The sequence below is a fragment of the Pseudomonas sp. Marseille-Q8238 genome, assembly GCF_965111915.1.
On record NZ_CBCOPI010000001.1, the window covers coordinates 133,882 to 159,303 of the forward strand.

The window sequence follows — 25,422 nt, forward strand, 5'->3', positions numbered from 1 at the left end:
CCGGTACTCCCCTTAGCCGTTGGTGCGGACGACTTGACCGTCGCGGCACATCAGGCACGCGGCGACGATGTCGTCTTCAAGGTTGAGGTGGAACTTGCCTTCGCTGTCGATGACCAGCTTGAGGAAGTCCAGCAGGTTGCGCGCATACAGGGCCGAGGCGTCTGCCGGCACCAGGGCCGCCAGGTTGCTGTGGCCGACGATGGTCACGCCATGCTTGACCACCACCTGCTCGGCTTCGGTCAGCGGGCAGTTGCCGCCTTGCGCAGCCGCGAGGTCGATGACCACGGAACCTGGCTTCATTTCGGCAACGGTCGCTTCGTGCAGCAGGGTCGGTGCCTTGCGGCCCGGAATCAGTGCAGTGGTGATGACGATATCGGCCTGCTTGGCTTTCTCGTGCACCGCCTTGGCCTGACGCTCCATCCACGAGGCCGGCATTGGGCGGGCGTAACCGCCGACACCCTGGGCGCACTCGCGCTCTTCGTCGGTCTCGAACGGCACGTCGACGAACTTGGCGCCGAGCGATTCGATCTGCTCTTTAACCGCAGGGCGCACGTCGGAGGCTTCGATCACCGCACCCAGGCGCTTGGCCGTGGCGATGGCCTGCAGACCGGCGACACCGGCACCCAGGATGAGGATGCGCGCGGCCTTGACGGTACCGGCAGCGGTCATCAGCATCGGCATGAAGCGCGGGTAGTGGTGCGCAGCCAGCAGCACGGCCTTGTAGCCGGCGATGTTGGCCTGCGAGCTCAGCACATCCAGGCTCTGCGCGCGGGAGGTACGCGGCGCGGCCTCCAGGGCGAAGGCGGTGATGCCCCGGCCGTTCATGCGGGCGATGGTTTCGTTGCTGAACGGGTTGAGCATGCCAACCAGCACGGCGCCGGTTTTCATGTGGGCCAGTTCGGCATCGGTCGGGGCGACCACTTTCAGCACCAGGTCGGCACCGAAGGCGGCGGCCTCGTTGCCGATGGTGGCACCGACAGTTTCATAAGCGCTGTCCGGGATGCTGGCGCTGACGCCCGCACCGCTCTGCACGGTGACCTGGTGGCCCTGGCCGATCAGCTTCTTGATGGTTTCGGGAGTCGCGGCAACGCGCGTCTCACCGGCATGGGTCTCGAGAGGAACACCGATGTGCACTTCAAATTCTCCTGCGTGATCGTTTTTGATGAACCGGCACACTACGTTGGCGCGCTGGCGGGGGCGGATCAGCACAAAACCCGCTCGACAGTGGCGGGCGCGGCATTTTGCAGGCGAACGGCCGCCCCTTCAAGAAGTTATGGAGTAAGAAAATTGCATTACTACAAGTTATGGATGCATGACTGCTTTTCATACCGTCCGCAAGCCGCACCGTTTCTGGCTCGCGCCTTGACTGGCGGCGTCTGCAGAGGGAGGTTGTCATTCGCTGCGTGAATGACCATTGGTCGTCTCTTCCGGGGTGTGGAAGGTAACGAACAGGGTGTTCAAAATTGCGTTCACGCCCATGCTGCGGGCGTTACACGGCGTTCGCTGCCTAAACGCCATGTAGTGGATGGGGCGGCATACTACCTGAGTGAAGCGCAGATGCCATGCGGCTTTGCGCACATAATGCAGTAGAGAATCTGTAGTGCTGGCCTGCGATCGGCCCACACGACATGGCAGGAGGGCCTTTTGTGCGACAGGCTTTGCCGATTGGGCCTGAACGGATGATAATGCGATTTCTTATCATTTGAATGTGTCGCGCGTCGAGGATCGAGCATGTCCGGCTCCCACCCTGCACCTGCCATCGAGCACCTGTATGCCGAGCATCATGGCTGGCTACAAGGCTGGTTGAGGGTACGCCTGAACAATGCCGCCGACGCCGCCGACCTGGCGCAGGATACCTTTGTGCGCCTGTTGCAACGGCGTAACAGTGCAGCGCTGAGCGAGCCGCGAGCGTACTTGCGTACCGTGGCGCGTGGCCTGGTGATCGACCTGTGGCGCCATCGTGATATCGAACGCGCCTGGCTGGAAACCGTGGCGAGCCTGCCCGACCATGTCGCGCCTTCGCCGGAAACCAGCCTGCTGGCCATCGAGTCCCTGGTGGCGATCGACCGTCTGCTCGACGAGCTGCGCCCGCAGGTGCGCCAGGCCTTTCTGCTGGCGCAGCTGGAGGGGCTGACCTGCCCGGTGATTGCCGAACGGCTCGGGGTGTCCCTGTCTACCGTCGAGCGGCATATTGCCAGCGCTCTGCGTCATTGCTACCGCCTGGTCTTCGAGACGCCGGCATGAGCGAGGCATCGCTACCCAGCCTGCCGGGCGAGGTGATCGACCAGGCCATCGACTGGTCGATCAAGCTGAGCTACAACCCGGCAGGTGACGACACCCGCCAGGCATTCGCCGACTGGTTGGCGGGACGTGAAGAACACCGGTTGGCCTGGCAGCGCATCCAGAGCCTAGGCGGTCACTTCGCCGGGATGCCCGCCGAGCTGGCCATGCAAGCCCTGGAGAAGTTGCCTGAAGCGCGTTTGCGGCGCCGGCAGATGATCAAGCTGTTGGCATTGTTCGGTGCCGTCGGCGTGACCACCTGGGGCGCTGGCGAGGTCACGCCCTGGCAACGTCTGATGGCCGACTACAGCACCCGGCTCGGTGAGCGCGGCCGCTGGACCCTGGCCGATGGCAGCGTGCTCGATCTCAATACCGACAGTGCCGTTGCCCTGCGCTTCGATGCGACGCAGCGCCTGGTACACCTGCTGCGCGGCGAGCTGCATCTGGTCAGCGGCACCGATACCGGCAGCCCGATCCGCAGGCCGTTGCGGGTGGATACGCCGTTTGGCCTGTTCGAAGCGCTGGGCACCCGTTTCGGCGTACGCCTCGAGGAACACGCGTGCCGACTGAGCGTGAGCGAAGGTGCGGTGCGGATGCAGCCACGCGATGGCAGCAGTGCGGTCGCCCAGGCCGGTGAGACCTGGCTGCTGTCCACCACCAGCGCTAGGCAGGAGCAAACCTCGCCAGCGGATTCCACTGCCTGGCGTGAAGGCCTGCTGGTGGCGCGCGACATGCCCTTGTCTCAGGTGCTGGCGGAACTGGGCCGCTATCGGCACGGCCACCTGGGTTGCGATCCACAGGTGGCAGGCCGTTCCATCAGCGGCAACTTCACCCTCAACGATACCGACGCGACCCTGGCCTTCCTCGCCGAAGCCCACGGCCTGCGGCTGCATTATCTGACACGCTATTGGGTACGAGTCGGGGTGTAGGAGGTCGCGGGCATGGCGCGCCCCACTGCTGGTGACTGGGTGGAAGCGGGCCATATCCGCGAAAAATTCTCATTTGTAGTGAGGGGATTGGCGATTTGGCCCGGCATGTAGGCCAGCACATTCCAACAACTGCCAACGAGACCTCATGCTGTGACCATTCGAACCTCTACCGTCGGCGCGCCGCTGCGTATCGCCATTCGCCATGCCGTTCTCTGCCTGGGCCTCGGCCTGACTCCGGTTATCGGCGCGCATGCCGCCGAGCCGGCCAGCGCCAGCGTAACGCGTCACTTCGACATACCGGCCGGTTCGCTGGATGGCGCGTTGACCCGTCTGAGCCGTGAAAGCGGGCTGAACATCGCGTTCGAGCAGGCCGACCTGGCCGGGAAAAGCAGTTCGGCGGTGCAGGGCAACTTCACGCCTGACCAGGCCTTGGCTCGCCTGCTGGCCGGCAGTGGCTTGCAGGCGCTGACATTGGGCAATGGCGGTTACCGGCTGACGGCGGAGCAGCCTGCCGGTGCCCTGCAACTGGGTGCAACCAGCATCACGGATAGGATGTTGGGCCAGACCACGGAGGGCTCGGGTTCCTACACCACGGGTACCATGCAGACGGCCACCAAGTTGGCGCTGTCGCTGCGTGAAACCCCGCAATCGGTCACTGTGATGACCCGTCAGCGCATGGATGATCAGTCGATGAGAAGCCTGGAGGATGTGCTCAAGAGCACGCCGGGTATCTCGATGACCAAAAACGGCCCGCAGCGGCCCAACTTCTACGCACGAGGATTCGCGGTCGAAGGCCTGATGACCGATGGCTTGTCCAGTGAACTGTCCCACTACCTCAGCCGCGACATGAACTCGTCGCCGGACATGGCGATTTATGACCGGGTTGAGGTGGTGCGCGGCGCCACCGGCATGATGCAGGGCTCGGGTACTCCCTCTGCGGCTATCAACCTGGTGCGAAAGCGCCCGACTGCCAGTCCGTACCTGGCCATTACCGGCAGTGCCGGCAGCTGGGACAATTACCGGGCCGAGGTGGATGCCTCGAATGCGCTCAATGCGTCCGGCACCTTGCGTGGTCGTGTGGTCACCTCCTACCAGACCAAACAAAGCTTCCAGGATGTGGCCGACAGCGAGCGCACGGTGCTCTATGCCATCGGCGAGGCTGACCTGAGCGACTCGACCACCCTGACCCTCGGTGTTTCCGATCAAAACAGTAACAACACCAGTTCCTGGGGTGGCTTGTCGACTGCGAAGGACGGCAGCGATCTGCATCTGTCGCGCTCCACTTATCTGGGCAATGCCTGGGAATACTGGGACCAGGACAACACCACGCTCTTCACCCGCCTGGAGCAGCGTTTCGACAATGACTGGAAACTGCTGCTGGCCGCCAGTCGTACCTGGTCGGACCTGGCGATGCACGGCACACAGGTAGAGCGCATTTACTGGATCGACGAAGACCAGTTTGGGCAGTACATCGGGCAATACCGCTACAAGGACCGGCAGAACAGCTACGACGCCTATGCATCCGGACCTTTCCAGGCGTTTGGTCGAACTCACGAACTGGTTGTCGGGGCCAGCCAGCGGGAGCTGATCTTCCAGGGCAACGGTAACTATCTGGATGACGAACTGGATATGGATATCTTTGCCTGGGACCCGCACCGCGTACCCAAGCAGAATCTGGACATGAGCTTCTGGCAGCAGGAACGCAGCTCCCGGCAGAAGGGTGGCTATGTCACCTCGCGCTTCAACCTCAGCGATGATCTCAAGCTCATTCTCGGCGGTCGCCTCGATTGGTTCGATTACGACGCGACCAACAGGAACGGCACCCGCACCACCGCCACGAGCTATAAGGTCACCCGTCATGTCACGCGCTATGCCGGCCTGATCTACGACCTCGATGCACAGCACTCGGTGTATGCCAGCTATACCGATATCTTCAAACCACAGTCGGAGCTCATGGCCAATGGTCAGGGCCTCAAGCCTATCGAAGGCAAGAATTACGAGATCGGCATCAAAGGGGAGTACTTTGACGGCAGCCTCAATGCCAGCGCCGCGCTCTTCCGTATCGATCAGGAGAACCGCGCCAAGTCGCTGGATCGCAACCAGTGCTCGGCACTGGTGCCAGACTGCTATGAGGCGGCCGGTGTGGTGCGCAGCGAAGGGGTCGAGCTGGAGGTCAATGGCAGCCTGGCAACCGGCTGGCAGATCGGTGCTGGTTACACCTACAGCGCCGCCAAGTATCACAAGGATGAGAACAATGAGGGGCGCTTGTTCGATAGCGAACTTCCGCGCCACATGTTCAAGGCCTTCACCAGCTACCGGCTCCCCGGTGAGCTTGATCGCTGGACCCTCGGTGGCGGCATCTACCGGCAGAACACCATCTACAGTCAGGGCAGCAATTTCTATGGTGCCGAAACGCCTTACCGTATCGAGCAGAAGGGTTACACCCTGGTCGACCTGATGGCCAACTACAAGGCCTCGGAGCAGGTCGACATACGCCTGAACCTGAACAACGTGTTCGACAAGAAGTACTACCAGAGCATTGGCTCCAACACCGCCTATGCGGTCAACCAGTATGGCGAGCCGCGCAATGCCATGCTGACCCTGCGCTGGTCGCTCTGACAGGCGGCTTGGATGGATTGCAGCAGCGTGGCGGGCACATCAGGTTTGCTGATAAGTGCCAGCCTCGCTCACCAGCCAGTCGCGAAACGCGCTGAGCGCCGCCGACTCCACTTTGCGTTCCGGCACCATCAGGTAATAGGCGCGGCCGTTGTCCGGCACGGGCGCATCGAGGGCAACCACCAGGCTGCCCTCGGCCAGTTCACGCTGGATCAGGAACGGCGGAATCAGCGCCACGCCCATCTCGTGGCACGCCGCCTGGGCGAGCATCGAGAACAGTTCCAGGCGCGGCCCGGTCATGTCGCGGGCGACGTTCAGGCCCTGGGCGTTGAACCACTGACGCCAGGCGTAAGGGCGGGTGGTCTGCTGCAGCAGCGGCAGTTCGGCGATGCGTTCAGGGCTGGCCGGTTGGCCGTCGAGCAGGGCGGGGCTGCACACCGGCATCAGGTGTTCGTGCATGAGAAAGTGCGCCTCGGTACCGGACCAGTCGCCATCACCGAAGTAGATTGCCGCGTCGAAGCCGGTGTCGGCGAACAGGAATGGTCGGGTGCGGTTGGTCAGGTGCACGGTGACTTCCGGGTGCAACTGCTGGAAGACCTTGAGCCGTGGCAGCAGCCATTGCGTGCCGAAGGTCGGCACCACGGCCAGCTCGATACTCATCGCGCCCTGGGCGCCCATCAGCGCCAGGGTGTCGCGCTCCACCGCGTCCAGTTGCGCGGCCACCTTGCGGCTGTAGGCGGTGCCGGCTTCGGTGAGCACCACGCCTCGGCGCGAACGACGGAACAGCTCGACGCCCAGGAAGGTTTCCAGGCTGGCGATCTGCCGGCACACCGCGCCCTGGGTCAGCGCCAGCTCGTCGGCGGCGCGGGTGAAGCTCTGGTGACGGGCCGAGGCCTCGAAGGCCACCAGTGCGGCGGTACTGGGAATCTTGCGGCGCATGTATGCGAATGGCTCACTGATAGCGAATGAATAATGCCTTTCAGGCTATCTCGAAGTGAGTTATTTGCACAGGTTCATGCGAAATCCTCGTTTGCCCATTGCGCCTCCACTGCCTAGGCTAAGCCCATCGTGCAGACGCAGGTCTGTGCCCAATCCTGTTCCGAGGAGTTCGTCATGGCTGGTAAGGCTCGCTTCAACTGGGAAGATCCGCTGCTGCTGGATCAACAGCTCACCGATGAAGAGCGCATGGTGCGCGACAGCGCCCAGCAGTTCGCCGCCGACAAGCTGGCCCCGCGCGTGCTGGAAGCCTTCCGCCATGAGAAGACCGACCCGGCGATTTTCCGCGAGATGGGCGACACCGGCCTGCTCGGCGCGACCATTCCCGAAGCCTACGGCGGTAGCGGCCTGAACTATGTGTGCTATGGCCTGATCGCTCGCGAAGTGGAGCGTATCGACTCCGGCTATCGCTCCATGATGAGCGTGCAGTCGTCGCTGGTGATGGTGCCGATCAACGAGTTCGGCAATGAAGCCACCAAGCAGAAATACCTGCCCAAGCTGGCCAGTGGTGAGTACATCGGCTGCTTCGGTCTGACCGAGCCGGACCATGGCTCGGACCCCGGCTCGATGATCACCCGGGCGAAGAAGGTCGACGGCGGCTATCGCCTGACCGGTGCCAAGATGTGGATCACCAACAGCCCGATTGCCGATGTGTTCGTGGTCTGGGCCAAGGATGACGCCGGCGAGATTCGCGGCTTTGTCCTGGAAAAAGGCTGGCAGGGTCTCAGCGCCCCGGCGATCCACGGCAAGGTCGGCCTGCGTGCGTCGATCACCGGCGAGATCGTCATGGACAACGTGTTCTGCCCGGAAGAGAACGCCTTCCCCGATGTGCGTGGTTTGAAGGGGCCGTTCACCTGCCTCAACTCCGCCCGTTACGGGATCAGCTGGGGCGCGCTGGGCGCCGCCGAGTTCTGCTGGCACACCGCCCGCCAGTACACCCTGGACCGCAAGCAGTTCGGCCGCCCACTGGCGCAGAACCAGCTGATCCAGAAGAAGCTGGCCGACATGCAGACCGATATCACCCTGGCCCTGCAAGGCTGCCTGCGCCTCGGGCGGATGAAGGACGAAGGCACCGCTGCGGTGGAAATCACCTCGATCATGAAGCGCAACAGCTGCGGCAAGGCGCTGGATATCGCCCGCCTGGCCCGCGACATGATGGGTGGCAACGGCATCAGCGACGAGTTCGGCGTGGCCCGTCACCTGGTCAACCTGGAGGTGGTCAACACCTATGAGGGCACCCATGACGTACATGCGCTGATCCTTGGCCGGGCGCAGACTGGTCTGCAGGCGTTTTTCTAAGCACGCCCGGATGATCGTTCCCACGCTCTGCGTGGGAACGCCGCCCGCGACGTTCCGCGTCACGCGCCCTTGCGGACGCGGAGCGTCCGGAGGATGCATGCCCACGCAGAGCGTGGGAACGATCAAATCAGGCTTTAAGTGCTCCTGTAGGAGCCGCCTATTCGCCTTGCACACTGAGAGAACTTCCCATGCCCGGCGCTCTGTCCCACCTTCGCGTACTGGATCTGTCCCGCGTGCTCGCCGGGCCTTGGTGCGGGCAGAACCTGGCCGACCTGGGTGCCGAAGTGATCAAGGTCGAGCGCCCCGGCGTGGGCGATGACACCCGCCACTGGGGGCCGCCGTTCCTCAAGGATGCACAGGGGCAGAACACCTCGGAGGCGGCCTATTATCTGGCCGCCAACCGCAACAAGCAGTCGCTGACCCTCGACTTCACCCAGGCCGAAGGCCAGCGCATCGTGCGCGAGCTGGCGGCGAAGTCGGACATTCTGGTGGAGAACTTCAAGGTCGGTGGCCTGGCCGCCTATGGCCTGGATTACGCCAGCCTCAAGGCGATCAACCCAAAGCTGATCTACTGCTCCATCACCGGCTTCGGCCAGGACGGCCCCTATGCCAAGCGGGCCGGCTATGACTTCATGATCCAGGGCCTGGGCGGGCTGATGAGCCTGACCGGCATCCCCGAAGGCGAACCCGGCGCCGGGCCGATGAAGGCCGGTGTGGCGCTCACCGACATTCTCACCGGGCTGTATGCCACGGTGGCCGTGTTGGCAGCCTTGGCCCACCGCGAGAAGACCGGCGAGGGCCAGCACATCGACATGGCGCTGCTCGACGTGCAGGTCGCCTGCCTGGCCAACCAGGCGATGAACTACCTGACCACCGGCACGCCGCCACGGCGCCTGGGCAACGCGCACCCGAACATCGTGCCCTACCAGGATTTCCCCACCGCCGATGGCGACCTGATCCTTACCGTCGGCAACGACAGCCAGTTCCGCAAATTCTGCGAAGTGGCGGGGCATGCCGAATGGGGCAGTGATCCGCGCTTCGTCAGCAACAGCCAACGCGTGGCGCACCGTGCCGAGCTGATCCCGTTGATCCGTCAAGTCACGGTATTTCGTACCACTGGCGAGTGGGTTGCCCTGCTGGAAGCGGCCGGCGTGCCGTGCGGGCCGGTCAACGACCTGGCCCAGGTGTTCGCCGATCCGCAGGTGCTTGCCCGTGGCCTGCGGGTGGATATTCCCCATCCCCTGGCTGGCAGCACCCCGCAGGTGGCCAGCCCGCTGCGGCTGTCGGCCAGCCCGGTGCAATACCGCAACGCCCCGCCATTGCTCGGTGAGCACAGCGAGGCAATCCTGCGCGAGGTGCTCGGCCTGGATGCCGGGCAGATCGCCGACCTGCGTGCGGCGGGAGTTGTGTAGCACCTCTCGCCCGGAGTGTGGCGTGATGTAACGCTGGTGCCGCCCAGCGCGGTGCTGACCCGCGTCTGTCACATGCTGTACAACATTTGCACAAGGTCATCATCCTCATTCAAATGGCTGATAATCCCTTTGGGCGATACTAAGTTGGGCTTATCGCGACCTAAGCTGGCAACCCCTTCCACCCATCGTGCGCCTGATGTCATGTGGCGCCGAGGAGATTGCCAGTGCCCAACAATAATAATGATGGCTACCCCTCAAGCCTCGCCGCCTGGACCACCGTAGTGATCCTGATGGTGGCCTACGTGCTGTCGTTCATCGACCGGCAGATTCTCAACCTGCTGGTGGAGCCGATCCGTCGCGATCTGGTCATCAGCGATACACAGATGAGCCTGCTGATGGGCTTGTCCTTCGCCCTGTTCTACACCGTCTGTGGCATCCCGCTCGGGCGTCTGGCCGATACCAAGAGCCGGCGTGGCCTGATCGCCATCGGTGTGCTGTTCTGGAGCGCCGCCACCGCCGCCTGCGGGATGGCCAAGCTGTACTGGCAGTTCCTGATCTGCCGCATCGGCGTCGGTGTGGGTGAAGCCGCCCTGTCGCCGGCCGCCTATTCGCTGATCGCCGATAGCTTTCCGGCCGAGCGTCGCGCCACCGCCATCAGCGTCTATTCGATGGGCGTCTACCTGGGCTCGGGCCTGGCCTTTCTGCTCGGCGGCCTGGTGATCAAGTTCGCCTCGGCGCAGGGCGATGTGGTCCTGCCGGTGTTCGGTGAAGTGCGTCCCTGGCAGTTGATCTTCCTGATCCTGGGGGCCGCTGGCATCCTGTTCACCCTGCTCATGCTGGCCGTGCGCGAACCGGTCCGCCGTGGTGTCGGCGCCGGCGTAGCGGTGCCGCTGGCCGATGTCGGCCGTTACATCCGCAGCAACCGCCGCACCGTGCTGTGCCACAACTTCGGCTTTGCCGGCCTGGCCTTCGCCGGCTACGGCAGCGCCGCGTGGATTCCGACCTTCTACATCCGCACCTACGGCTGGGATGCCAGCCAGGTGGGCATCATCTACGGCAGCATCGTGGCGGTGTTCGGGTGCCTGGGTATCGTCTTCGGCGGCCGTCTGGCGGACTGGATGGCCAAGCGTGGTCGCAGCGACGCGAACATGCGTGTGGGCCTGATCTCCGCCATCGGCGCCTTGCCGCTGGTGATCCTGTTCCCGCTGCTGAACGACGCGTTCTGGGTGTCGGTGGTCATGGCGCCCACGGTGTTCTTCCTGAGCATGCCGTTTGGCGTGGCGCCGGCGGCGATCCAGGAGATCATGCCCAACTCGATGCGCGGCCAGGCGTCGGCGATCTACCTGTTCGTCATCACCCTGGTCGGCCTGGGCCTGGGCCCGACGGCCGTGGCGCTGGTTACTGACTACGTGTTCGCCGATGACATGGCGCTGCGTTATTCGCTGCTGATCGTTACCGCGCTGGCGGTGTTCAGTTCGATCATCCTCCTGTCCCGGGGCCTCAAGCCTTATCGCGAGAGCCTGGTGCGGCTGCAGCAGTGGTCGGCCAATCCGGCCTGAGGCCGCTCCGTCGTTAACGCCGAATCAGCCCCGTGCAGGCGGTAATGCTGTTCACTCAAGCCAAGATGATGGCTCCCACGCTCCAGCGTGGGAGCCTGATCCGGGGACGCTCCGCGTCCCGCAGACGCGGAGCGTCTGTAGCGGCATTCCCACGCAGAGCGTGGGAACGATCCAACACAGCCCCGCTCATGCGGGGCTTTTTCATAGTGATAGTCCACTGAATGGCCAGTTCGCGGGCGCTGGTCATGCCTGCGATACGTCCTGGGGCCAAGGCGTCCCAACACACTTCTGGTTCACTCTTCCTTGCGCCCATCCTGTCATCCCCCGGCACTTCACCCGCCGGCGCATTGATGTGGCGTCATTCAGTTCTCTGCTGGGCGTCTCAGGGCCTGTCTGCCAAGGGCTTTCATCCTTTCGGGTGATACGCCGAATCCTTCCTTCGGGCGCTTATCCGCCTGTCATCCGCTGCGTAGGGTTCTCGCTGTTTCACACAACCAGGAGAGCCGCATGACAACAACAAGAAGGCCCGGAACATTCCAGCCCAAGACTCTGGCCATCGCGATTGCACTGGGCTTCAGCGCCCAGGCACAGGCGGTGACGTTCAACATCGGGGAAATCGAAGGTCAGTTCGACTCGGCCCTTTCGGTCGGGGCCAGCTGGTCCACCGCCAAGGCCGACAAGGACCTGATCGGCAACGCCAATGGCGGCACCGGGTTCACCCAGACGGGTGACGATGGCCGTCTCAACTTCAAGCGTGGCGAGACCTTCTCGAAGATCTTTAAGGGCATTCATGACCTCGAACTGAAATACCAGGACACCGGCATATTCGTCCGTGGCAAGTACTGGTATGACTTCGAACTGAAAGATGAAGGCCGCGAGTTCAAGGACATCAGCGACCACAACCGCAAGGAAGGCGCCAAGTCATCGGGGGCGCAGATCCTCGATGCTTTCCTCTACCACAACTACGACATCGCCGGCCGCCCAGGCACGGTTCGGGTTGGCAAACAGGTGGTCAGCTGGGGCGAAAGCACCTTCATCGGCAACAGCATCAACTCGATCAACCCTATTGATGCGGCGGCGTTCCGACGTCCTGGTGCCGAAATCAAGGAAGGTCTGATTCCGGTCAACATGTTCTACGTCTCGCAGAGCCTGACCGAGAACCTGTCCGCTGAAGCGTTCTACCAGCTGGAGTGGGACCAGACCATCGTCGACAACTGCGGCACGTTCTTCGCCTCGGCCGACGTGCTGGCCGATGGTTGTAATGCCAACTACACCATTCTCGATGCGGCCACCGTCGGTGGTTTGCTGGCTGCCAAGGCGGGCGCGCCCGCGGCGGGTGGTGCGGCGGCGCAAGCGGCCCTGGACGGTGTAACGATTACGCCAGAAGGCTTGGTGGTGCCGCGCGGCGGGGATCGCGATGCGCGTGATTCCGGCCAGTGGGGCGCCGCACTGCGCTGGCTCGGTGACGAAACCGAATACGCCGCCTACTTCCTGAATTACCACAGCCGTACGCCCAACGTCAGCATGCATACCGCGAGCGCCGCGGCTATCCAGTCGGCCTTCGCGTCGCTGGGTGGCGCGTTCGCCCAACCGATCATGCTCGGTCGCGGCAACTACTTCCTCGAATACCCGGAAGACATCCAGCTCTATGGCCTGAGCTTCTCCACCGTGCTGCCCACCGGCACGGCCTGGTCGGGTGAAGTCAGTTACCGACCGAACCTGCCGCTGCAGATCAACGGCACCGACATGACCGCAAAACTGGCGACCGTGCCGGCCGGCGCTTTTGCCGGTGCGGGCGGCGGTGCGGCGGGCGTCGGCGCGGCGATGGGTGAAGCCAACCAGGACCTGCGTGGCTACAACCGCAAGGAAGTCACCCAACTGCAGACCACCTTCACCCACTTCTTCGATCAGGTGCTGGGCGCCAGTCGCCTGACCCTGGTGGGCGAAGCCGCCTACACCCGTATCGGCGGCCTGGAGAGCCAGAACGACGTGCGCTACGGCCGTGACTCGATCTACGGCTCGCCGTATGGCACCGCCGCATCGAACGTGCAGGCGGCGCAGGCGTATGGCTACAACGGCTTCTACACCGCCAGCTCCTGGGGTTATCGCGCCCGCGGCATCCTCGATTACAACAACGTGATCGCCGGGGTGAACCTCAAGCCCAACCTGTCCTGGTCGCATGACGTGGATGGCTACGGGCCGGTGTTCAACGAAGGCTCCAAGGCCATCAGCATCGGTGTCGATGCCGAGTACCGCAACACCTACACCGCCAGCCTGTCGTACACCGACTTCTTCGGCGGCGACTTCAACACCCTGACTGACCGCGACTTCATCGCCCTCAGTTTCGGCGTGAACTTCTAAGACCGATCCGGGGATTCAGCGAATCATGAAAACAACAATGCACCTGATCACCACACTCACCCTGTCGCTGCTGGCCGGCAGCGTGATGGCGGCCGTCTCGCCGCAGGAAGCGGAAAAGCTCGGCACCAGCCTCACGCCGCTGGGCGGGGAAAAAGCCGGCAACGCCGCCGGCACCATCCCGGCCTGGACCGGTGGCCTGGCCAAGGATGCCGCCGCCGTGGACGAGCGCGGCTTCCTGGCCGATCCATTCGCCAATGAACAGCCGCTGTTCATCATCACCGCGCAGAACCTCGACCAGTACAAGGAGCACCTCTCCGAGGGTCAGCTGGCGATGTTCAAACGCTATAGCGACACCTACAAGATGCCGGTCTACACGAGCCACCGTACCGCCGCCGTGCCGCAGGAAATCAATGAGGCGGCCAAGCGCAGTGCGCTGAACACCACGCTGGTCGAGGGTGGCAACGGCCTGAAGAACTTCACCGACAGCCGCTACTACGCCTTCCCGATTCCGCAGAACGGTCTGGAGGTGGTGTGGAACCACATCACCCGTTACCGCGGTGGCAACCTGCGCCGCAGCATCGTGCAGGCCACACCGCAGACCAACGGTTCCTACACCCTGGTGCACTTCGAGGACGAAGTGGCGATGCCGGGCGGCATGCCCGACCTGCCGGCGAAGAAGGCCGAGAACGCCCTGCTGTTCTTCAAGCAGCGGGTCACCGCGCCGTCGCGCCTGGCTGGTAACGTGCTGCTGGTACACGACTCGCTCGACCAGATCGCCGAGCCGCGCATGGCCTGGCTGTACAACGCCGGTCAGCGTCGTGTACGTCGTGCGCCGCAGGTCTCCTATGACGGTCCGGGCACCGCGGCCGATGGCTTGCGTACCTCGGACAACTTCGACATGTACAACGGCGCGCCCAACCGCTACGACTGGAAGCTGGTCGGCAAGCGCGAGCTGTACATTCCCTACAACAACTACAAGCTCGACTCGCCCAACGTGAAGTACAAGGACATCCTCCAGGCCGGGCACACCAACCAGGACCTGGCGCGCTACGAGCTGCACCGTGTCTGGGAAGTCGAGGCGACGCTGAAGGCCGGCGAGCGCAACATCTACGGCAAGCGCCGCTTCTTCATCGACGAAGACACCTGGCAGATCGCCGTGTCCGAGCACTACGACGGCCGTGGTCAGTTGTGGCGTGTGGGCCAGGCCATGCTGCTGCAGAACTACGCGGTGCAGACGCCGATCTACTCCTTCGAAGCGCTGTATGACGTGATCGTCGGCCGTTACCTGGCGATCGGCATGAAGAACGAAGAGAAGCGCTCGATCGAGTACGGCATCAAGGCCTCGACCATCGACTACACCCCGGCGGCATTGCGTAGCGCTGGCGTGCGCTGAGTCGTTAACGAAGCTGCATTGCTCCTTGCGAGGCGACCCCAGTGGTCGCCTTTTTTTGCAGCCTGCCAAGCAGGGCGGCTACCCTTCGAAGCGTCGTTGCAAGAGGTGGAAAACGGCTTGCGCATTTTTCTGCTGCACGACCGAAGGCCGGGCAATCTTCGGTAAGATCGCCACCCATAACAATAATTAACGGTGCTGGCGCCCTGCGCGCGAGTACCCAGCCGAGGCTTATGACCATGCCCGACCAGGTGCGTGTCCTCCCGGCGCCTGTGCGCCCCGCGCTGCCGGATACGGCACTGCCGCGTTTGCCCGCAGCGCATATCGCCCGCCCGCGCCTGCTGCGCAACCTGCTCGCCAGCGATGCGCGCCTGACCCTGATCTGCGCCCCGGCCGGCTTTGGCAAGAGCGTGCTGCTCAACGAGTGTGCCCGGCACATTCCCCCTGGCACGCGCCTGGTCTGGCTGGACCTGCTCGGTCATGCCCTGACTCCCGCCGAATTGCTCGCGCGCCTGGCGCTCGCGCTGCACATACAGCCGGGCGAGGGCGATCCCTGCCAGGAACTGGGCAACCTGATCAGCCGTGTCGAACAACCGCTGTGGATCTTCCTCGACGACTATCCACGCCAGGCCTGCGTCGAACTCGACAGCTGTCTCGACCGCCTGCTCGAACGCGCGCCGCACACCTTGCGCTGGTGGATCAACGGGCGCCGGCGTCCGGCCTGGAACCTGCCCCGTTTGCTCCTGCAAGGCGACCTGCAGGAACTCGATGGCCATGACCTGGCACTCGATGAACAGGAGCTGGCGCACCTGCTGCAACAGCGCCAGCTCGACCTGCCTGCCGAACTCAGCGCGCAACTGCTGCACCACAGCGAAGGTTGGCTGGCCGGCGTGTGCCTGCTGCTGATCCATGGCACGCCGCAGAACCTGGCCGAGCGCCTGGCGTCCGGCACCGCCCTGTTGCAGGAATACATCGAGCGCGAAGTGTTGATCGGCCTGCCGGGAGCACTCAAGCGCGCGCTGCTGGTGCTGGCGCATTTCCCGCGTTTTTCCGCCGACCTGTGCGAGCACCTGCTGGAAGACGAAGGCGGCGCGCGGCCGCTCGACGAGCTGCGCGAGCGGCAACTGTTTCTGCACGGCCTCGACAGTTGCGGCGAATGGTTCCGCCTGTGGCGTCCGCTGGCGTCGATGCTGCGTCGGCGTGCACACAGTCAGCCGCCCTTGCAGGCACACGTGCGCGCCTGCCAGTGGTTCGCCAAGCGTGGCGAGGTGCGTGAGGCTGTCGAGCATGCGCTGTGTGCGGAGCAGCCGGAGGTCGCGGCCAACTTCCTCCAGCAGTACGGCCAGGAGCAGTTGCTGATCGGCCATAGCGTCGCGCAATTCCTGCAGTGGCGGCAGGAGCTACCGGCCAGTCTGTTCGCCAGCACGCCACGGTTGATCACCCTGTCGGCCTGGGGGCTGATCATCTGCACGCGCCTCGATGAGGTGGATGGTTGCGTGGCCGACCTCGCGCGTTTCCTGCCGCAACCCGACGAGCGCCGCCAGCGCCAGTGGCTGGCCCAGTACCAGGCGATCCAGGGTGTTCTGCACCGTCAGCGCGGCCTGCGCAGCGCCCGCCAGCATTGCCTCGAAGCGCTCGACGTGCTGGCACCGACAGCCTGGTCGCAGCGGGTCTTGTGTTTCCAGGCCCTGTCCCAGCAGGCCATGGCCGAGAGCGATCTGCCAGCGGCCCAGCACTACAGCCATGAAGGCCTGAAGATGGCCCGCGAGACGGGCAGTGTGCCTTTCGAAGCGCTGCTCAGTGTCGACCGGGCGCACCTGCTGAACATGCTCGGCGAAGGCGAGCGGGCCATGGAGCAGGTGGAGCAGTCGTTGCAGCACCTGCAACGCATCGGTATGCGCGGGCCGGTGTTCGCGCGCCTGCTGTTGCTGCGTGGCAGCCTGCTGGGTGCACGCGGTGATGCGAGCGCCGAAGAGGTGCTGCGTGCCGGTTTGCAGGAGGCGGAAAGCTGCGAGGATGCCTACGTGCTGTTCGGCTATCAGGGGCTTGCCGAGCTGGCCTCCGCGCGTGGCGATTACGCCGCCGCGCAGTTGCTGTTGCGCCAGGCCGAACGCCAGATGCAATGGCAGCGGGTACCGGAAGTGCGTTATCGCGGTGTGCTGCAACTGGCGGCGGGCATGCTTTGGTTGCGTCAGGGCGATGTGGAAAAGGCGCGCCAGCAATTCCTCCTGGTTCGCCAACGGCTGCAGCAGAACGACCTGCTGGCGCCTTCCGGTTTCTATGACCTCGAACTGCGCGCGCAACTCGCCCTGGCGCTGGTGGATGTGCAGCGTGGCGAGGTGGCTGAGGCGATCGAGACCTTGCAGGCGCTGCTTGCCGAATGCCAGGGCGCCGGCAATGTCACCCTGGTCGTCGACTGCTTGCTGGGCTTGGTCGAGGCCCACCTGTTGAGCGAGCAGACGGAACAGGCCGACCGCCTGTTGCTGCAGGCCCTCCACCAGGCCGCTGATCCGCACCTGCTGCGTCCTTTGCAAGTGTTCGCCACGCGCCATTCGCGCTGGTCCGAGCAGCATCGCCATGACGCCTGCTGGCAGCGCCTGTTCGAGGGGGCGCACGAGCCTGGCAGCGAGGCCCGGGGCAGCGATTCGCTCTTGAGCCGGCGGGAGCTGGCGGTGCTCGAACTGATCGGCCAGGGCTACTCCAACCAGCAGGTGGCCGAGCAGTTGTACATCTCGTTGCACACGGTGAAGACCCATGCGCGGCGAATCAACGTCAAGCTGGGTGTCGAGCGTCGCACCCAGGCTGTGGCGCGTGCCAAGGCCCTGGGCTGGATGGCCTGAGAAACGATCTGGCAGGGTGCGTTGCGCGAACCTGAAGCGGCACATCACTCGGCATCGCGCAAAAAAATCCCCGCCAGCGGCGGGGTAATTGGAGCGCATCGTGGTGCAAAACAGATGAATCCGACTGCGCGGAACTGCGTCTTGGCCCGGGGCAAAAGGGGGGGCTGCCAAACCAGGCCCGATCCGCGCGGATAGCGCGGGTGGGCATCTGGTGCGGGGCGAAGAAGCCGCTCGACCTTGTGGGGCGAACCGCTGCGGCACGCAGATGTGCTAGCCGGTGTGGGCACGGTAGGAGCTGGCCTGAAACGAGTCAATTGCGATTATCGAACTTCGGTTCGATAATCGGCCATTCCACTTGTCCAGGAATAACCGTCATGACCGACGATTCGCGTACAAGCGCGCCACCGCTGGTGCCGCCGATCATTGCCTCGCCTGCCAAGCGCATCCAGGCGCTGACCGGCGATCCTGACTTCATGACCTCCCTGGCCCGTGGCCTGGCGGTGATCCATGCCTTCCAGGAGCGCAAACGCCACCTGACCATTGCGCAGATCAGCCACCGCACGGAAATTCCCCGCGCGGCGGTGCGCCGTTGCCTGCATACCCTGATGAAGCTCGGCTACGTGATGAGCGACGGGCGCACTTACTCGTTGCTGCCCAAGGTGTTGACCCTCGGCCACGCCTACCTGTCGTCGACGCCACTGGGCGTTACTGCGCAACCGATCCTCGACCGCCTCAGCGAGCACCTGCACGAGGCCTGTTCCATCGCCACCCTGGAAGGTGACGAGATTCTCTACATCGCCCGCTCGGCCACGCCACAACGGCTGATCTCGGTGGACCTCAGCGTTGGCAGCCGCCTGCCGGCCTACTGCACATCCATGGGCCGCATCCTGCTCGCCGGCCTCGATGACGCGGCGGTGGACGACTACCTGGCCAGCGCCGACCTGCAGGTGAAGACCCGGCGCACCGTGTGCACCCCGGAAGGCCTGCGCGAGAGCATCGCCGAGATCCGTCAGCAGGGCTGGGTGATCATCGACCAGGAGCTGGAAGTCGGCCTGCGCTCGGTGGCGGTGCCGGTGTGCGACCCAGCCGGCCAGGTGCTGGCGGCGCTGAACGTCGGCACCCACGTCGGGCGCATCAGCCGCCAGGAGCTGGAAGTACGCTTCCTGCCTGCCTTGCTGGAGGCCAGCCGCGACCTCAGTAGCCGCTTGTTCGCCTGAGCATGAGGTCGATGGGTGTTGTTCGATTATCGAACGGATAGTCGATTATCGGATTGTTTGGTGAGTCCTCGCTGATTACTGTCTGTGCAACGGCGCCGTGCGCGCATGACCAGCAGACGAGAACCACCATGGCTGAACTCCTGACCCTTCGCGAAGCGGTGGCCCGCTTCATCCACGATGGCGACACCGTTGCCCTCGAGGGCTTCACCCACCTGATCCCCACTGCGGCCTCCCACGAGCTGATCCGCCAGGGCAAGAAAGACCTGACCCTGGTACGCATGACCCCGGACCTAGTCTACGACCTGTTGATCGGCGCCGGTTGTGCGAAGAAGCTGGTCTTCTCCTGGGGCGGCAACCCTGGCGTCGGCTCGCTGCATCGCCTGCGCGACGCGGTGGAAAAGCAGTGGCCGCAGCCGCTGGAAATCGAGGAACACAGCCACGCCGACCTGGCCAACTCCTACGTCGCCGGCGCCTCCGGGCTGCCGTTCGCGGTGCTGCGTGCCTACGCCGGTTCCGACCTGCCCAAGGTCAACCCGCTGATCAAGACCGTCACCTGCCCGTTCACCGGCGAAGTGCTGGCCGCCGTGCCCTCGGTGCGCCCGGACGTCACCGTGATCCACGCGCAGAAGGCCGACCGCAAGGGCAACGTACTGCTGTGGGGCATCCTTGGTGTGCAGAAGGAAGCGGCCCTGGCGGCCAAGCGCTGCATCGTCACCGTGGAAGAAATCGTCGACGACCTCAATGCGCCGATGAACGCCTGCGTCCTGCCGACCTGGGCCCTGACAGCGGTCTGCCATGTACCGGGCGGCGCCCACCCGTCCTACGCCCACGGTTACTACGAGCGCGACAACCGCTTCTACCAGGCCTGGGACCCGATCGCCCGTGACCGCGAAACCTTCACCGCCTGGATCGACGAATACATCCGTGGCACCCGTGATTTCAGCGAGTTCCAGGACAAGATCGCCCAAGCCAAGACTGCGGAGGCCAAGTGATGAGCACGCACTCCACCACCCCTTACACCACCAATGAAATGATGACCGTGGCGGCTGCCCGTCGCCTGAAGAACGGCGCCGTCTGCTTCGTCGGCATCGGCCTGCCATCCAAGGCTGCCAACCTGGCGCGCCTGACCTCGTCGCCAGACGTGGTGCTGATCTACGAGTCCGGCCCCATCGGCGCCAAGCCGACCGTGCTGCCGCTGTCCATCGGCGACGGCGAGCTGGCCGAGACCGCCGACACCGTGGTGCCGACCGGCGAGATCTTCCGCTACTGGCTGCAGGGCGGGCGCATCGACGTCGGCTTCCTCGGCGCGGCGCAGGTCGACAAATTCGGCAACATCAACACCACGGTGATCGGTGACTACCACGCGCCCAAAGTCCGCCTGCCGGGTGCCGGTGGCGCGCCGGAAATCGCCGGCAGCGCCAAGCAGGTGCTGATCATCCTCAAGCAGTCGCACCGCACCTTCGTCGACAAGCTGGCCTTCGTCACCTCGGTCGGCCATGGCGAGGGCGGCGATCATCGCAAGCGCCTGGGCCTGCCGGGCCAGGGGCCGGTCGGCATCATCACCGACCTGTGCATCATGGAGCCGGAAGCCGGCAGCAACGAGTTCATCGTCACCGCGCTGCACCCGGGCGTGACCCGCGAGCAGGTGGTCGCAGCCACGGGCTGGGCGATCCGCTTCGCCGAGAGCGTCGGCGAAACCCTCGCGCCCACCGAGGAAGAACTGGCCGCCCTGCGTGCCCTGGAAGCCCGTACCGCGGCAGCCCACGGCCAGCAAGGGGGTGAGGAATGAGCCGCGAGGTATTCATTTGCGATGCCGTGCGCACGCCCATCGGCCGGCTCAACGGTGGCCTTTCGGCAGTGCGTGCCGATGACCTGGCGGCGATTCCGCTCAAGGCCCTGATCGAGCGCAACCCGCAGGTCGACTGGAACGCCGTGGACGAAGTGTTCATGGGCTGCGCCAACCAGTCCGGCGAGGACAACCGCAACCTCGCACGCATGGCACTGCTGCTCGCCGGCCTGCCGGCGACGGTGCCCGGCGTGACCCTCAACCGCCTGTGCGCCTCGGGCATGGAAGCGGTCGGCGCCGCCTTCCGTGCCATCGCCAGCGGCGAGATGGAGCTGGCGATTGCCGCCGGTGCCGAGTCCATGACCCGCGCGCCCTATGTCATGGGCAAGGCCGACAGCGCCTTCGGTCGCGCCCAGAAACTGGAAGACACCACCCTCGGCTGGCGCTTCATCAACCCGTTGATGAAGGAACAGTACGGCGTCGACAGCATGCCGGTCACCGGCGACAACGTGGCCACCGAGTACGGCGTCAGCCGTGCCGACCAGGATGCCTTCGCTCTGCGCAGCCAGCAGCGCGCCGCCGCCGCGCAACAGGCCGGTTACTTCGCCGAAGAGATCGTCCCGGTGGTGATCTGGAGCAAGAAGGGTGAGACGGTGGTCGACACCGACGAGCACCCGCGTGCCGACACCAACGCCGAAGGCCTGGCGCGGCTCAAACCGGTCAACGGCGCCGAACACAGCGTTACCGCCGGCAACGCCTCGGGACTGAATGACGGCGCTTCGGCGATGATCCTGGCCAGCGCCGAGGCGGTGGAGAAATACGGCCTGAAGCCTCGCGCCAAGGTGCTGGGCATGGCCAGCGGCGGCGTGCTGCCACGGGTCATGGGTGTCGGTCCGGTGCCGGCGGTGCGCAAGCTGTTGGCGCGCCTGGAGCTGTCCATCGAGCAGTTCGATGTGATCGAGCTGAACGAGGCGTTCGCTGCCCAGGGCCTGGCCGTGACCCGCGAGCTGGGCCTGGCCGATGACAGCGACAAGGTCAACCCGAACGGCGGTGCCATCGCCCTCGGCCATCCACTGGGTATGAGCGGCAACCGCCTGGTGCTGACCGCTGTGCATCAGCTGGAAAAGAGCGGCGGGCGCTATGGCCTGGCGACCATGTGCGTGGGCGTCGGCCAGGGTCTGGCGCTGGCGCTCGAGCGCGTCTGAGTGAAAAACGGCGCCGGGTTCCGACCCGGCGCCGCTCTATCGGTACACGTGTGTGCCCCGAAACATGGGCATTGCGGTTGATGGCAACCTGCCATTCGGCCGCCGGGCGGGCATGCAAAAAGAATTCCCTTTACAGTATGTGCTGAGAAACCACATGCGCGGGAGCATTGATGGACCGCCTGACAGAGCTGGAACTGTTCGTCCAGACCGCCGAATCCGGCACGCTGAGTAAAGCCTCCGAAATCCTCGACATCTCCAATGCGGCCGCCAGCCGGCACCTGGCCGCGCTGGAAAAACGCCTGAATGTGCGCCTTATCGAGCGCAACACGCGTCGTTTGTCCCTGACCCAGGCCGGTGAAGAGTTCTACCGGCGCTGCAAGAGCGTGCTGGCCGAGCTGAAGGAAGCCGAGGCCGCGCTCAACGCCACGCTGGTCGAGCCGACCGGCACCCTGTGCATCACCGCGTCGATTTCCTTCGCGATGATCCATATCGCCCCGCTGATGCGCGAGTTCACCCGGCGCTATCCGAAGATCCGCGTGCGCCTGCTCGGTGAAAACCGTTACTACGACATCATGGACAGCGGCATCGACCTGGCCATCCGCACCCGTGAGTTCGAACCGGATTCGAACATCACCATCCGTCGCCTGGCGGAAACCCGGCGCATCCTCGCCGCCTCGCCCGGTTACCTCGACAGCCACGGCGTGCCGAAGACCATCGAGGACCTGCACCAGCATGACCTGCTGATCTACACCCATGCCAACAACCCGCTGACCCTGAACTTCACCCGCAAGGATGAGCGCGCCTCGATCAAGATCGACCCGATGATGGAAACCAACGACGGCCAGATCGTGCGGGCGGCGGCGATTTCCGGCGCCGGCATCCTGATCCAGCCGAAGTACATCATCTATGACGACATCGTTGCCGGGCGCCTGATTCCGGTGCTCAGCGACTGGGACCTGCCGCGCCTGACCATCAACATCGCGTTCCAGAACCGCCGCTACATGCCGGCCAAGACGCGCCTGTTCATCGACTTCCTGGTGGCGCACTTCCAGGCCAATGACTTCGAGCGCAAGTGGACGAGCTAAGGCAGCTCGCAGGCTCGATAACGGCGCTGGTGCTCCGCTTCATGGGGCTGCCGGCGCTCGCCTCTGGGGTGTGGTGACTGGCTGTTCTTGCCGCTCGCGGTGCCTGGTATTCCCCTGATTTGCGGGATATCGAACCGGTTTGAGGGGTAGACCTTTCCTCAAAGGGTAAAAGTGTTTTCCCGCAGTCGGCTTTTTTCCACTTTTGCGGGGTAATACCGTAGGACACCTCCCCCTCAATAAGAAAAGAGGTTCGTCCTGTGTCCACCAATGCCTTCATCTATACCAGCCAGCCATCCCGCGTCGTCTTCGGTGTGGGGTCTCTGAGTCAGCTGACCCAGGAGATCGAGCAGCTCGGTGCCAAGCGTGCATTGGTGCTGTCGACGCCCGAGCAACGCGAGCAGGCCAACGCCATCGCCGAACTGCTCGGTGAGCGGGCCGTGGGCGTGTTCGACCAGGCCGTGATGCACGTACCGATCGAAACCGCGCGTGCGGCCATCGCCGTGGCCCGCGAGCTGGGTGCCGATTGCGCCGTGGCCATCGGCGGCGGTTCCACCACCGGCCTGGGCAAGGCCATCGCGCTGGATTCGGGAATGCCGATCCTGGCCATCCCGACCACCTACGCCGGCTCGGAAATGACCCCGGTCTACGGCATCACCGAGAACGGCCTGAAGAAGACCGGCAAGGACCCGCGCGTCCTGCCGAAAACCGTGATCTACGACGCCGAGCTGACCTACAGCCTGCCCGTGTCGCTGTCGGTGACCAGTGGCATCAACGCCATCGCCCATGCCGCCGAAGGCCTGTATGCGCGTGACGGCAACCCGGTGATGGCGCTGATGGCCGAAGAAGGAATCCGCGCCATGGCCGAAGGTCTGGAGCGCGTGGTGAAGAATGCCGCAGACCCGGGCGCGCGTGCCGATTGCCTGTACGGCGCCTGGTTGTGCGGCACCGTGCTCGGTCATGTCGGCATGGCCCTGCACCACAAGCTCTGTCACACCCTGGGCGGCAGCTTCAACCTGCCTCACGCGCCAGCGCACACCGTGGTGCTGCCGCATGCCATCGCCTACAACGCCGAGGCCGCTCCCGAGGCTGCGCAGCGTATCTGCCGTGCCCTGGGCGTCAGCCACGGCCTGGCCGGCGCGGCGCTGTATGACCTCGCCGAACGCCTCGGTGCGCCGCTGACCCTGCGTGAGCTGGGCCTCAACGAGAGCGACCTGGACAAGGCGACCGATATTGCCCTGGCCAACCCTTACTGGAACCCGCGTCCGATCGAGCGTGACGGTATTCGTCAGCTGCTGCAGGACGCGTTCGACGGGCGCCGTCCACGCGCCTGAGGCGGACTGTACGACACGTATGAAGCGGGCCGCGCACACCTCGGTGTGCGTGGCTGGCGGCCGCATGGCGCAAGGGTTGGCGCAGCAGGCGAGAAGGATTTCGGTTTTTCACATATGAAATGAACATTTCCGATATCGGCATTTTTTTTCATTTTCATGCGGACTAATTTGTTCTCAACTCGGCGACCGGCAAAACGGACAACGGCCGCACGAATAAAAATAAAAGGAATCCCAGATGCGTAATCTCGACGAAGAAACCATCACCCAAGCGGTTCTGGCCCGCAATGCACAGACGCCCGATCAGCGCCTGCGCACCATCATGACCAGCCTGGTGCAGCACCTGCATGCGTTTGCCCGTGACATCGAGCTGACCGAGCAGGAGTGGGAATACGGCATCGACTTCCTCACCCGCGTTGGCCAGATCTGCAGCGACACCCGCCAGGAGTTCATCCTGCTGTCCGACACGCTCGGCCTGTCCACCCTGGTGACTGCGCAGAACCACAAGCATCCCAAGGGCTGCACCGAGGCCACCGTGTTCGGTCCGTTCCACGTGGCCAATTCGCCGCGCTACGAGCTGGGCGACGACATCAGCAACGGCATGAAGGGCGAGCCCTGCTACGTCGCCGGCCAGGTGCGTGGCGTCGACGGCAAGCCGGTACCGCATGCCGTGATGGAAGTCTGGCAGGCCGACGAAGAAGGCTTCTACGACGTGCAGAACCCTGACCTCCAGGAGTTCCAGGGCCGTGGCACGCTGGAGACCGACGAGAACGGTTTCTTCCACTTCCGCTCCATCGTCGCGCAGTGCTACCCGATCCCCCACGACGGCCCGGTCGGCCAGATGCTGCAGGCGCTCAATCGCCATCCGTGGCGCCCGGCGCACCTGCATTTCCGCATTGTCGCCGAGGGCTACCAGACCCTGGTCACCCACGTGTTCCGTGACGGTGACGACTACCTCGATTCCGACGCCGTGTTCGGCGTGCGTTCCTCGCTGATCGCCGACTGGGTGCATCACGAGGCCGGCCCGACGCCGCGTGGCGAGGTCAGCGAGGTGCCGTTCTACACCCTCGATTTCGATTTCATCCTCAACCCGAACGTCGCCTGAAGCGCACAGCGCTT

At 64.4% G+C, this 25,422-nt stretch carries 18 protein-coding genes; 16 read left to right on the plus strand and 2 right to left on the minus strand.

Translation table 11 applies throughout. From position 1 onward, the window contains the following. Positions 1–12: 12 nt before the first annotated feature. Positions 13–1,134: a Re/Si-specific NAD(P)(+) transhydrogenase subunit alpha gene (locus ACWPW0_RS00590; RefSeq protein WP_447588011.1), complete on the minus strand. Its 1,122-nt coding sequence runs from the start codon at positions 1,132–1,134 to the stop codon at positions 13–15. Between the two features lie 597 nt (positions 1,135–1,731). Between ACWPW0_RS00590 and ACWPW0_RS00595 the strand changes: the two genes are divergently transcribed. The 3 genes from ACWPW0_RS00595 to ACWPW0_RS00605 all read left to right on the plus strand — a co-directional run bounded on the left by ACWPW0_RS00595 (position 1,732) and on the right by ACWPW0_RS00605 (position 5,828). Beyond that, positions 1,732–2,244, plus strand: a complete 513-nt coding sequence (locus ACWPW0_RS00595) for a sigma-70 family RNA polymerase sigma factor (RefSeq protein ID WP_454254116.1) — start codon at positions 1,732–1,734, stop codon at positions 2,242–2,244. Then, a complete protein-coding gene (locus ACWPW0_RS00600; RefSeq protein ID WP_454254117.1) occupies positions 2,241–3,209 on the plus strand; it encodes a FecR domain-containing protein in 969 nt (322 codons plus the stop codon). The genes ACWPW0_RS00595 and ACWPW0_RS00600 overlap by 4 nt, the downstream gene beginning before the upstream one ends. Positions 3,210–3,365: 156 nt before the next feature. Then, a complete protein-coding gene (locus ACWPW0_RS00605) occupies positions 3,366–5,828 on the plus strand; it encodes a TonB-dependent siderophore receptor (protein WP_454256679.1) in 2,463 nt (820 codons plus the stop codon). A gap of 39 nt (positions 5,829–5,867) precedes the next feature. Here ACWPW0_RS00605 and ACWPW0_RS00610 read toward each other — a convergent pair whose 3' ends face one another. Further along, positions 5,868–6,764 carry a LysR family transcriptional regulator gene (locus ACWPW0_RS00610; RefSeq protein WP_454254118.1) on the minus strand — a complete coding sequence of 299 codons (897 nt, stop codon included), beginning with the start codon at positions 6,762–6,764 and terminating at the stop codon, positions 5,868–5,870. A 174-nt stretch (positions 6,765–6,938) separates the two neighbouring features. Between ACWPW0_RS00610 and ACWPW0_RS00615 the strand changes: the two genes are divergently transcribed. The 13 genes from ACWPW0_RS00615 to ACWPW0_RS00675 all read left to right on the plus strand — a co-directional run bounded on the left by ACWPW0_RS00615 (position 6,939) and on the right by ACWPW0_RS00675 (position 25,408). Continuing rightward, positions 6,939–8,120, plus strand: a complete 1,182-nt coding sequence (locus ACWPW0_RS00615) for an acyl-CoA dehydrogenase (RefSeq protein WP_447588023.1) — start codon at positions 6,939–6,941, stop codon at positions 8,118–8,120. 188 nt (positions 8,121–8,308) lie between these two features. After that, positions 8,309–9,532, plus strand: coding sequence for a CaiB/BaiF CoA transferase family protein (locus tag ACWPW0_RS00620; protein WP_447588024.1), 1,224 nt, complete (start codon positions 8,309–8,311; stop codon positions 9,530–9,532). A gap of 224 nt (positions 9,533–9,756) precedes the next feature. Beyond that, positions 9,757–11,091 (plus strand): spinster family MFS transporter, encoded by a 1,335-nt coding sequence (locus ACWPW0_RS00625; protein WP_447588026.1) that lies wholly within the window; start codon positions 9,757–9,759, stop codon positions 11,089–11,091. Between the two features lie 507 nt (positions 11,092–11,598). Then, positions 11,599–13,452 carry a DUF1302 domain-containing protein gene (locus ACWPW0_RS00630; RefSeq protein ID WP_454254119.1) on the plus strand — a complete coding sequence of 618 codons (1,854 nt, stop codon included), beginning with the start codon at positions 11,599–11,601 and terminating at the stop codon, positions 13,450–13,452. A gap of 25 nt (positions 13,453–13,477) precedes the next feature. Further along, the gene (locus ACWPW0_RS00635) at positions 13,478–14,845 is read left to right on the plus strand and encodes a DUF1329 domain-containing protein (RefSeq protein ID WP_454254120.1); all 1,368 of its coding nucleotides are present in this window, start codon (positions 13,478–13,480) and stop codon (positions 14,843–14,845) included. Between the two features lie 236 nt (positions 14,846–15,081). Further along, positions 15,082–17,682 carry a LuxR C-terminal-related transcriptional regulator gene (locus ACWPW0_RS00640; protein WP_454256680.1) on the plus strand — a complete coding sequence of 867 codons (2,601 nt, stop codon included), beginning with the start codon at positions 15,082–15,084 and terminating at the stop codon, positions 17,680–17,682. A 374-nt stretch (positions 17,683–18,056) separates the two neighbouring features. Next, positions 18,057–18,899, plus strand: a complete 843-nt coding sequence (locus ACWPW0_RS00645) for an IclR family transcriptional regulator domain-containing protein (protein WP_454254121.1) — start codon at positions 18,057–18,059, stop codon at positions 18,897–18,899. Positions 18,900–19,027: 128 nt separating this feature from the next. Beyond that, positions 19,028–19,891, plus strand: coding sequence for a CoA transferase subunit A (locus tag ACWPW0_RS00650; protein WP_447588036.1), 864 nt, complete (start codon positions 19,028–19,030; stop codon positions 19,889–19,891). Then, complete coding sequence (locus ACWPW0_RS00655; RefSeq protein WP_447588038.1) at positions 19,891–20,688, plus strand: CoA-transferase subunit beta; 798 nt, start codon at positions 19,891–19,893, stop codon at positions 20,686–20,688. Before ACWPW0_RS00650 ends, ACWPW0_RS00655 begins: the two co-directional genes overlap by 1 nt. Next, on the plus strand, positions 20,685–21,890 hold the full coding sequence (pcaF, locus tag ACWPW0_RS00660; RefSeq protein WP_454254122.1) for a 3-oxoadipyl-CoA thiolase: 1,206 nt from the start codon (positions 20,685–20,687) through the stop codon (positions 21,888–21,890). The genes ACWPW0_RS00655 and pcaF overlap by 4 nt, the downstream gene beginning before the upstream one ends. Before the next feature lie 170 nt (positions 21,891–22,060). Then, positions 22,061–22,975 carry a LysR substrate-binding domain-containing protein gene (locus tag ACWPW0_RS00665; RefSeq protein ID WP_447588041.1) on the plus strand — a complete coding sequence of 305 codons (915 nt, stop codon included), beginning with the start codon at positions 22,061–22,063 and terminating at the stop codon, positions 22,973–22,975. Between the two features lie 257 nt (positions 22,976–23,232). Further along, entirely contained in the window at positions 23,233–24,306 is a 1,074-nt protein-coding gene (locus ACWPW0_RS00670) for a maleylacetate reductase (protein WP_454254123.1), read from the plus strand. A gap of 235 nt (positions 24,307–24,541) precedes the next feature. Next, entirely contained in the window at positions 24,542–25,408 is an 867-nt protein-coding gene (locus tag ACWPW0_RS00675; protein WP_447588045.1) for an intradiol ring-cleavage dioxygenase, read from the plus strand. The last annotated feature ends 14 nt before the right edge of the window (positions 25,409–25,422 follow it).

Bases quoted from the DNA above. Each gene is read 5' to 3' on its own strand.
- ACWPW0_RS00595 (WP_454254116.1), top strand. From the start codon at position 1,732: ATGTCCGGCTCCCACCCTGCACCTGCCATCGAGCACCTGTATGCCGAG.
- ACWPW0_RS00600 (WP_454254117.1), top strand. From the start codon at position 2,241: ATGAGCGAGGCATCGCTACCCAGCCTGCCGGGCGAGGTGATCGACCAG.
- ACWPW0_RS00610 (WP_454254118.1), bottom strand. From the start codon at position 6,764: ATGCGCCGCAAGATTCCCAGTACCGCCGCACTGGTGGCCTTCGAGGCC.
- ACWPW0_RS00615 (WP_447588023.1), top strand. From the start codon at position 6,939: ATGGCTGGTAAGGCTCGCTTCAACTGGGAAGATCCGCTGCTGCTGGAT.
- ACWPW0_RS00620 (WP_447588024.1), top strand. From the start codon at position 8,309: ATGCCCGGCGCTCTGTCCCACCTTCGCGTACTGGATCTGTCCCGCGTG.
- ACWPW0_RS00630 (WP_454254119.1), top strand. From the start codon at position 11,599: ATGACAACAACAAGAAGGCCCGGAACATTCCAGCCCAAGACTCTGGCC.
- ACWPW0_RS00635 (WP_454254120.1), top strand. From the start codon at position 13,478: ATGAAAACAACAATGCACCTGATCACCACACTCACCCTGTCGCTGCTG.
- ACWPW0_RS00640 (WP_454256680.1), top strand. From the start codon at position 15,082: ATGCCCGACCAGGTGCGTGTCCTCCCGGCGCCTGTGCGCCCCGCGCTG.
- ACWPW0_RS00645 (WP_454254121.1), top strand. From the start codon at position 18,057: ATGACCGACGATTCGCGTACAAGCGCGCCACCGCTGGTGCCGCCGATC.
- ACWPW0_RS00650 (WP_447588036.1), top strand. From the start codon at position 19,028: ATGGCTGAACTCCTGACCCTTCGCGAAGCGGTGGCCCGCTTCATCCAC.
- ACWPW0_RS00655 (WP_447588038.1), top strand. From the start codon at position 19,891: ATGAGCACGCACTCCACCACCCCTTACACCACCAATGAAATGATGACC.
- pcaF (WP_454254122.1), top strand. From the start codon at position 20,685: ATGAGCCGCGAGGTATTCATTTGCGATGCCGTGCGCACGCCCATCGGC.
- ACWPW0_RS00665 (WP_447588041.1), top strand. From the start codon at position 22,061: ATGGACCGCCTGACAGAGCTGGAACTGTTCGTCCAGACCGCCGAATCC.
- ACWPW0_RS00675 (WP_447588045.1), top strand. From the start codon at position 24,542: ATGCGTAATCTCGACGAAGAAACCATCACCCAAGCGGTTCTGGCCCGC.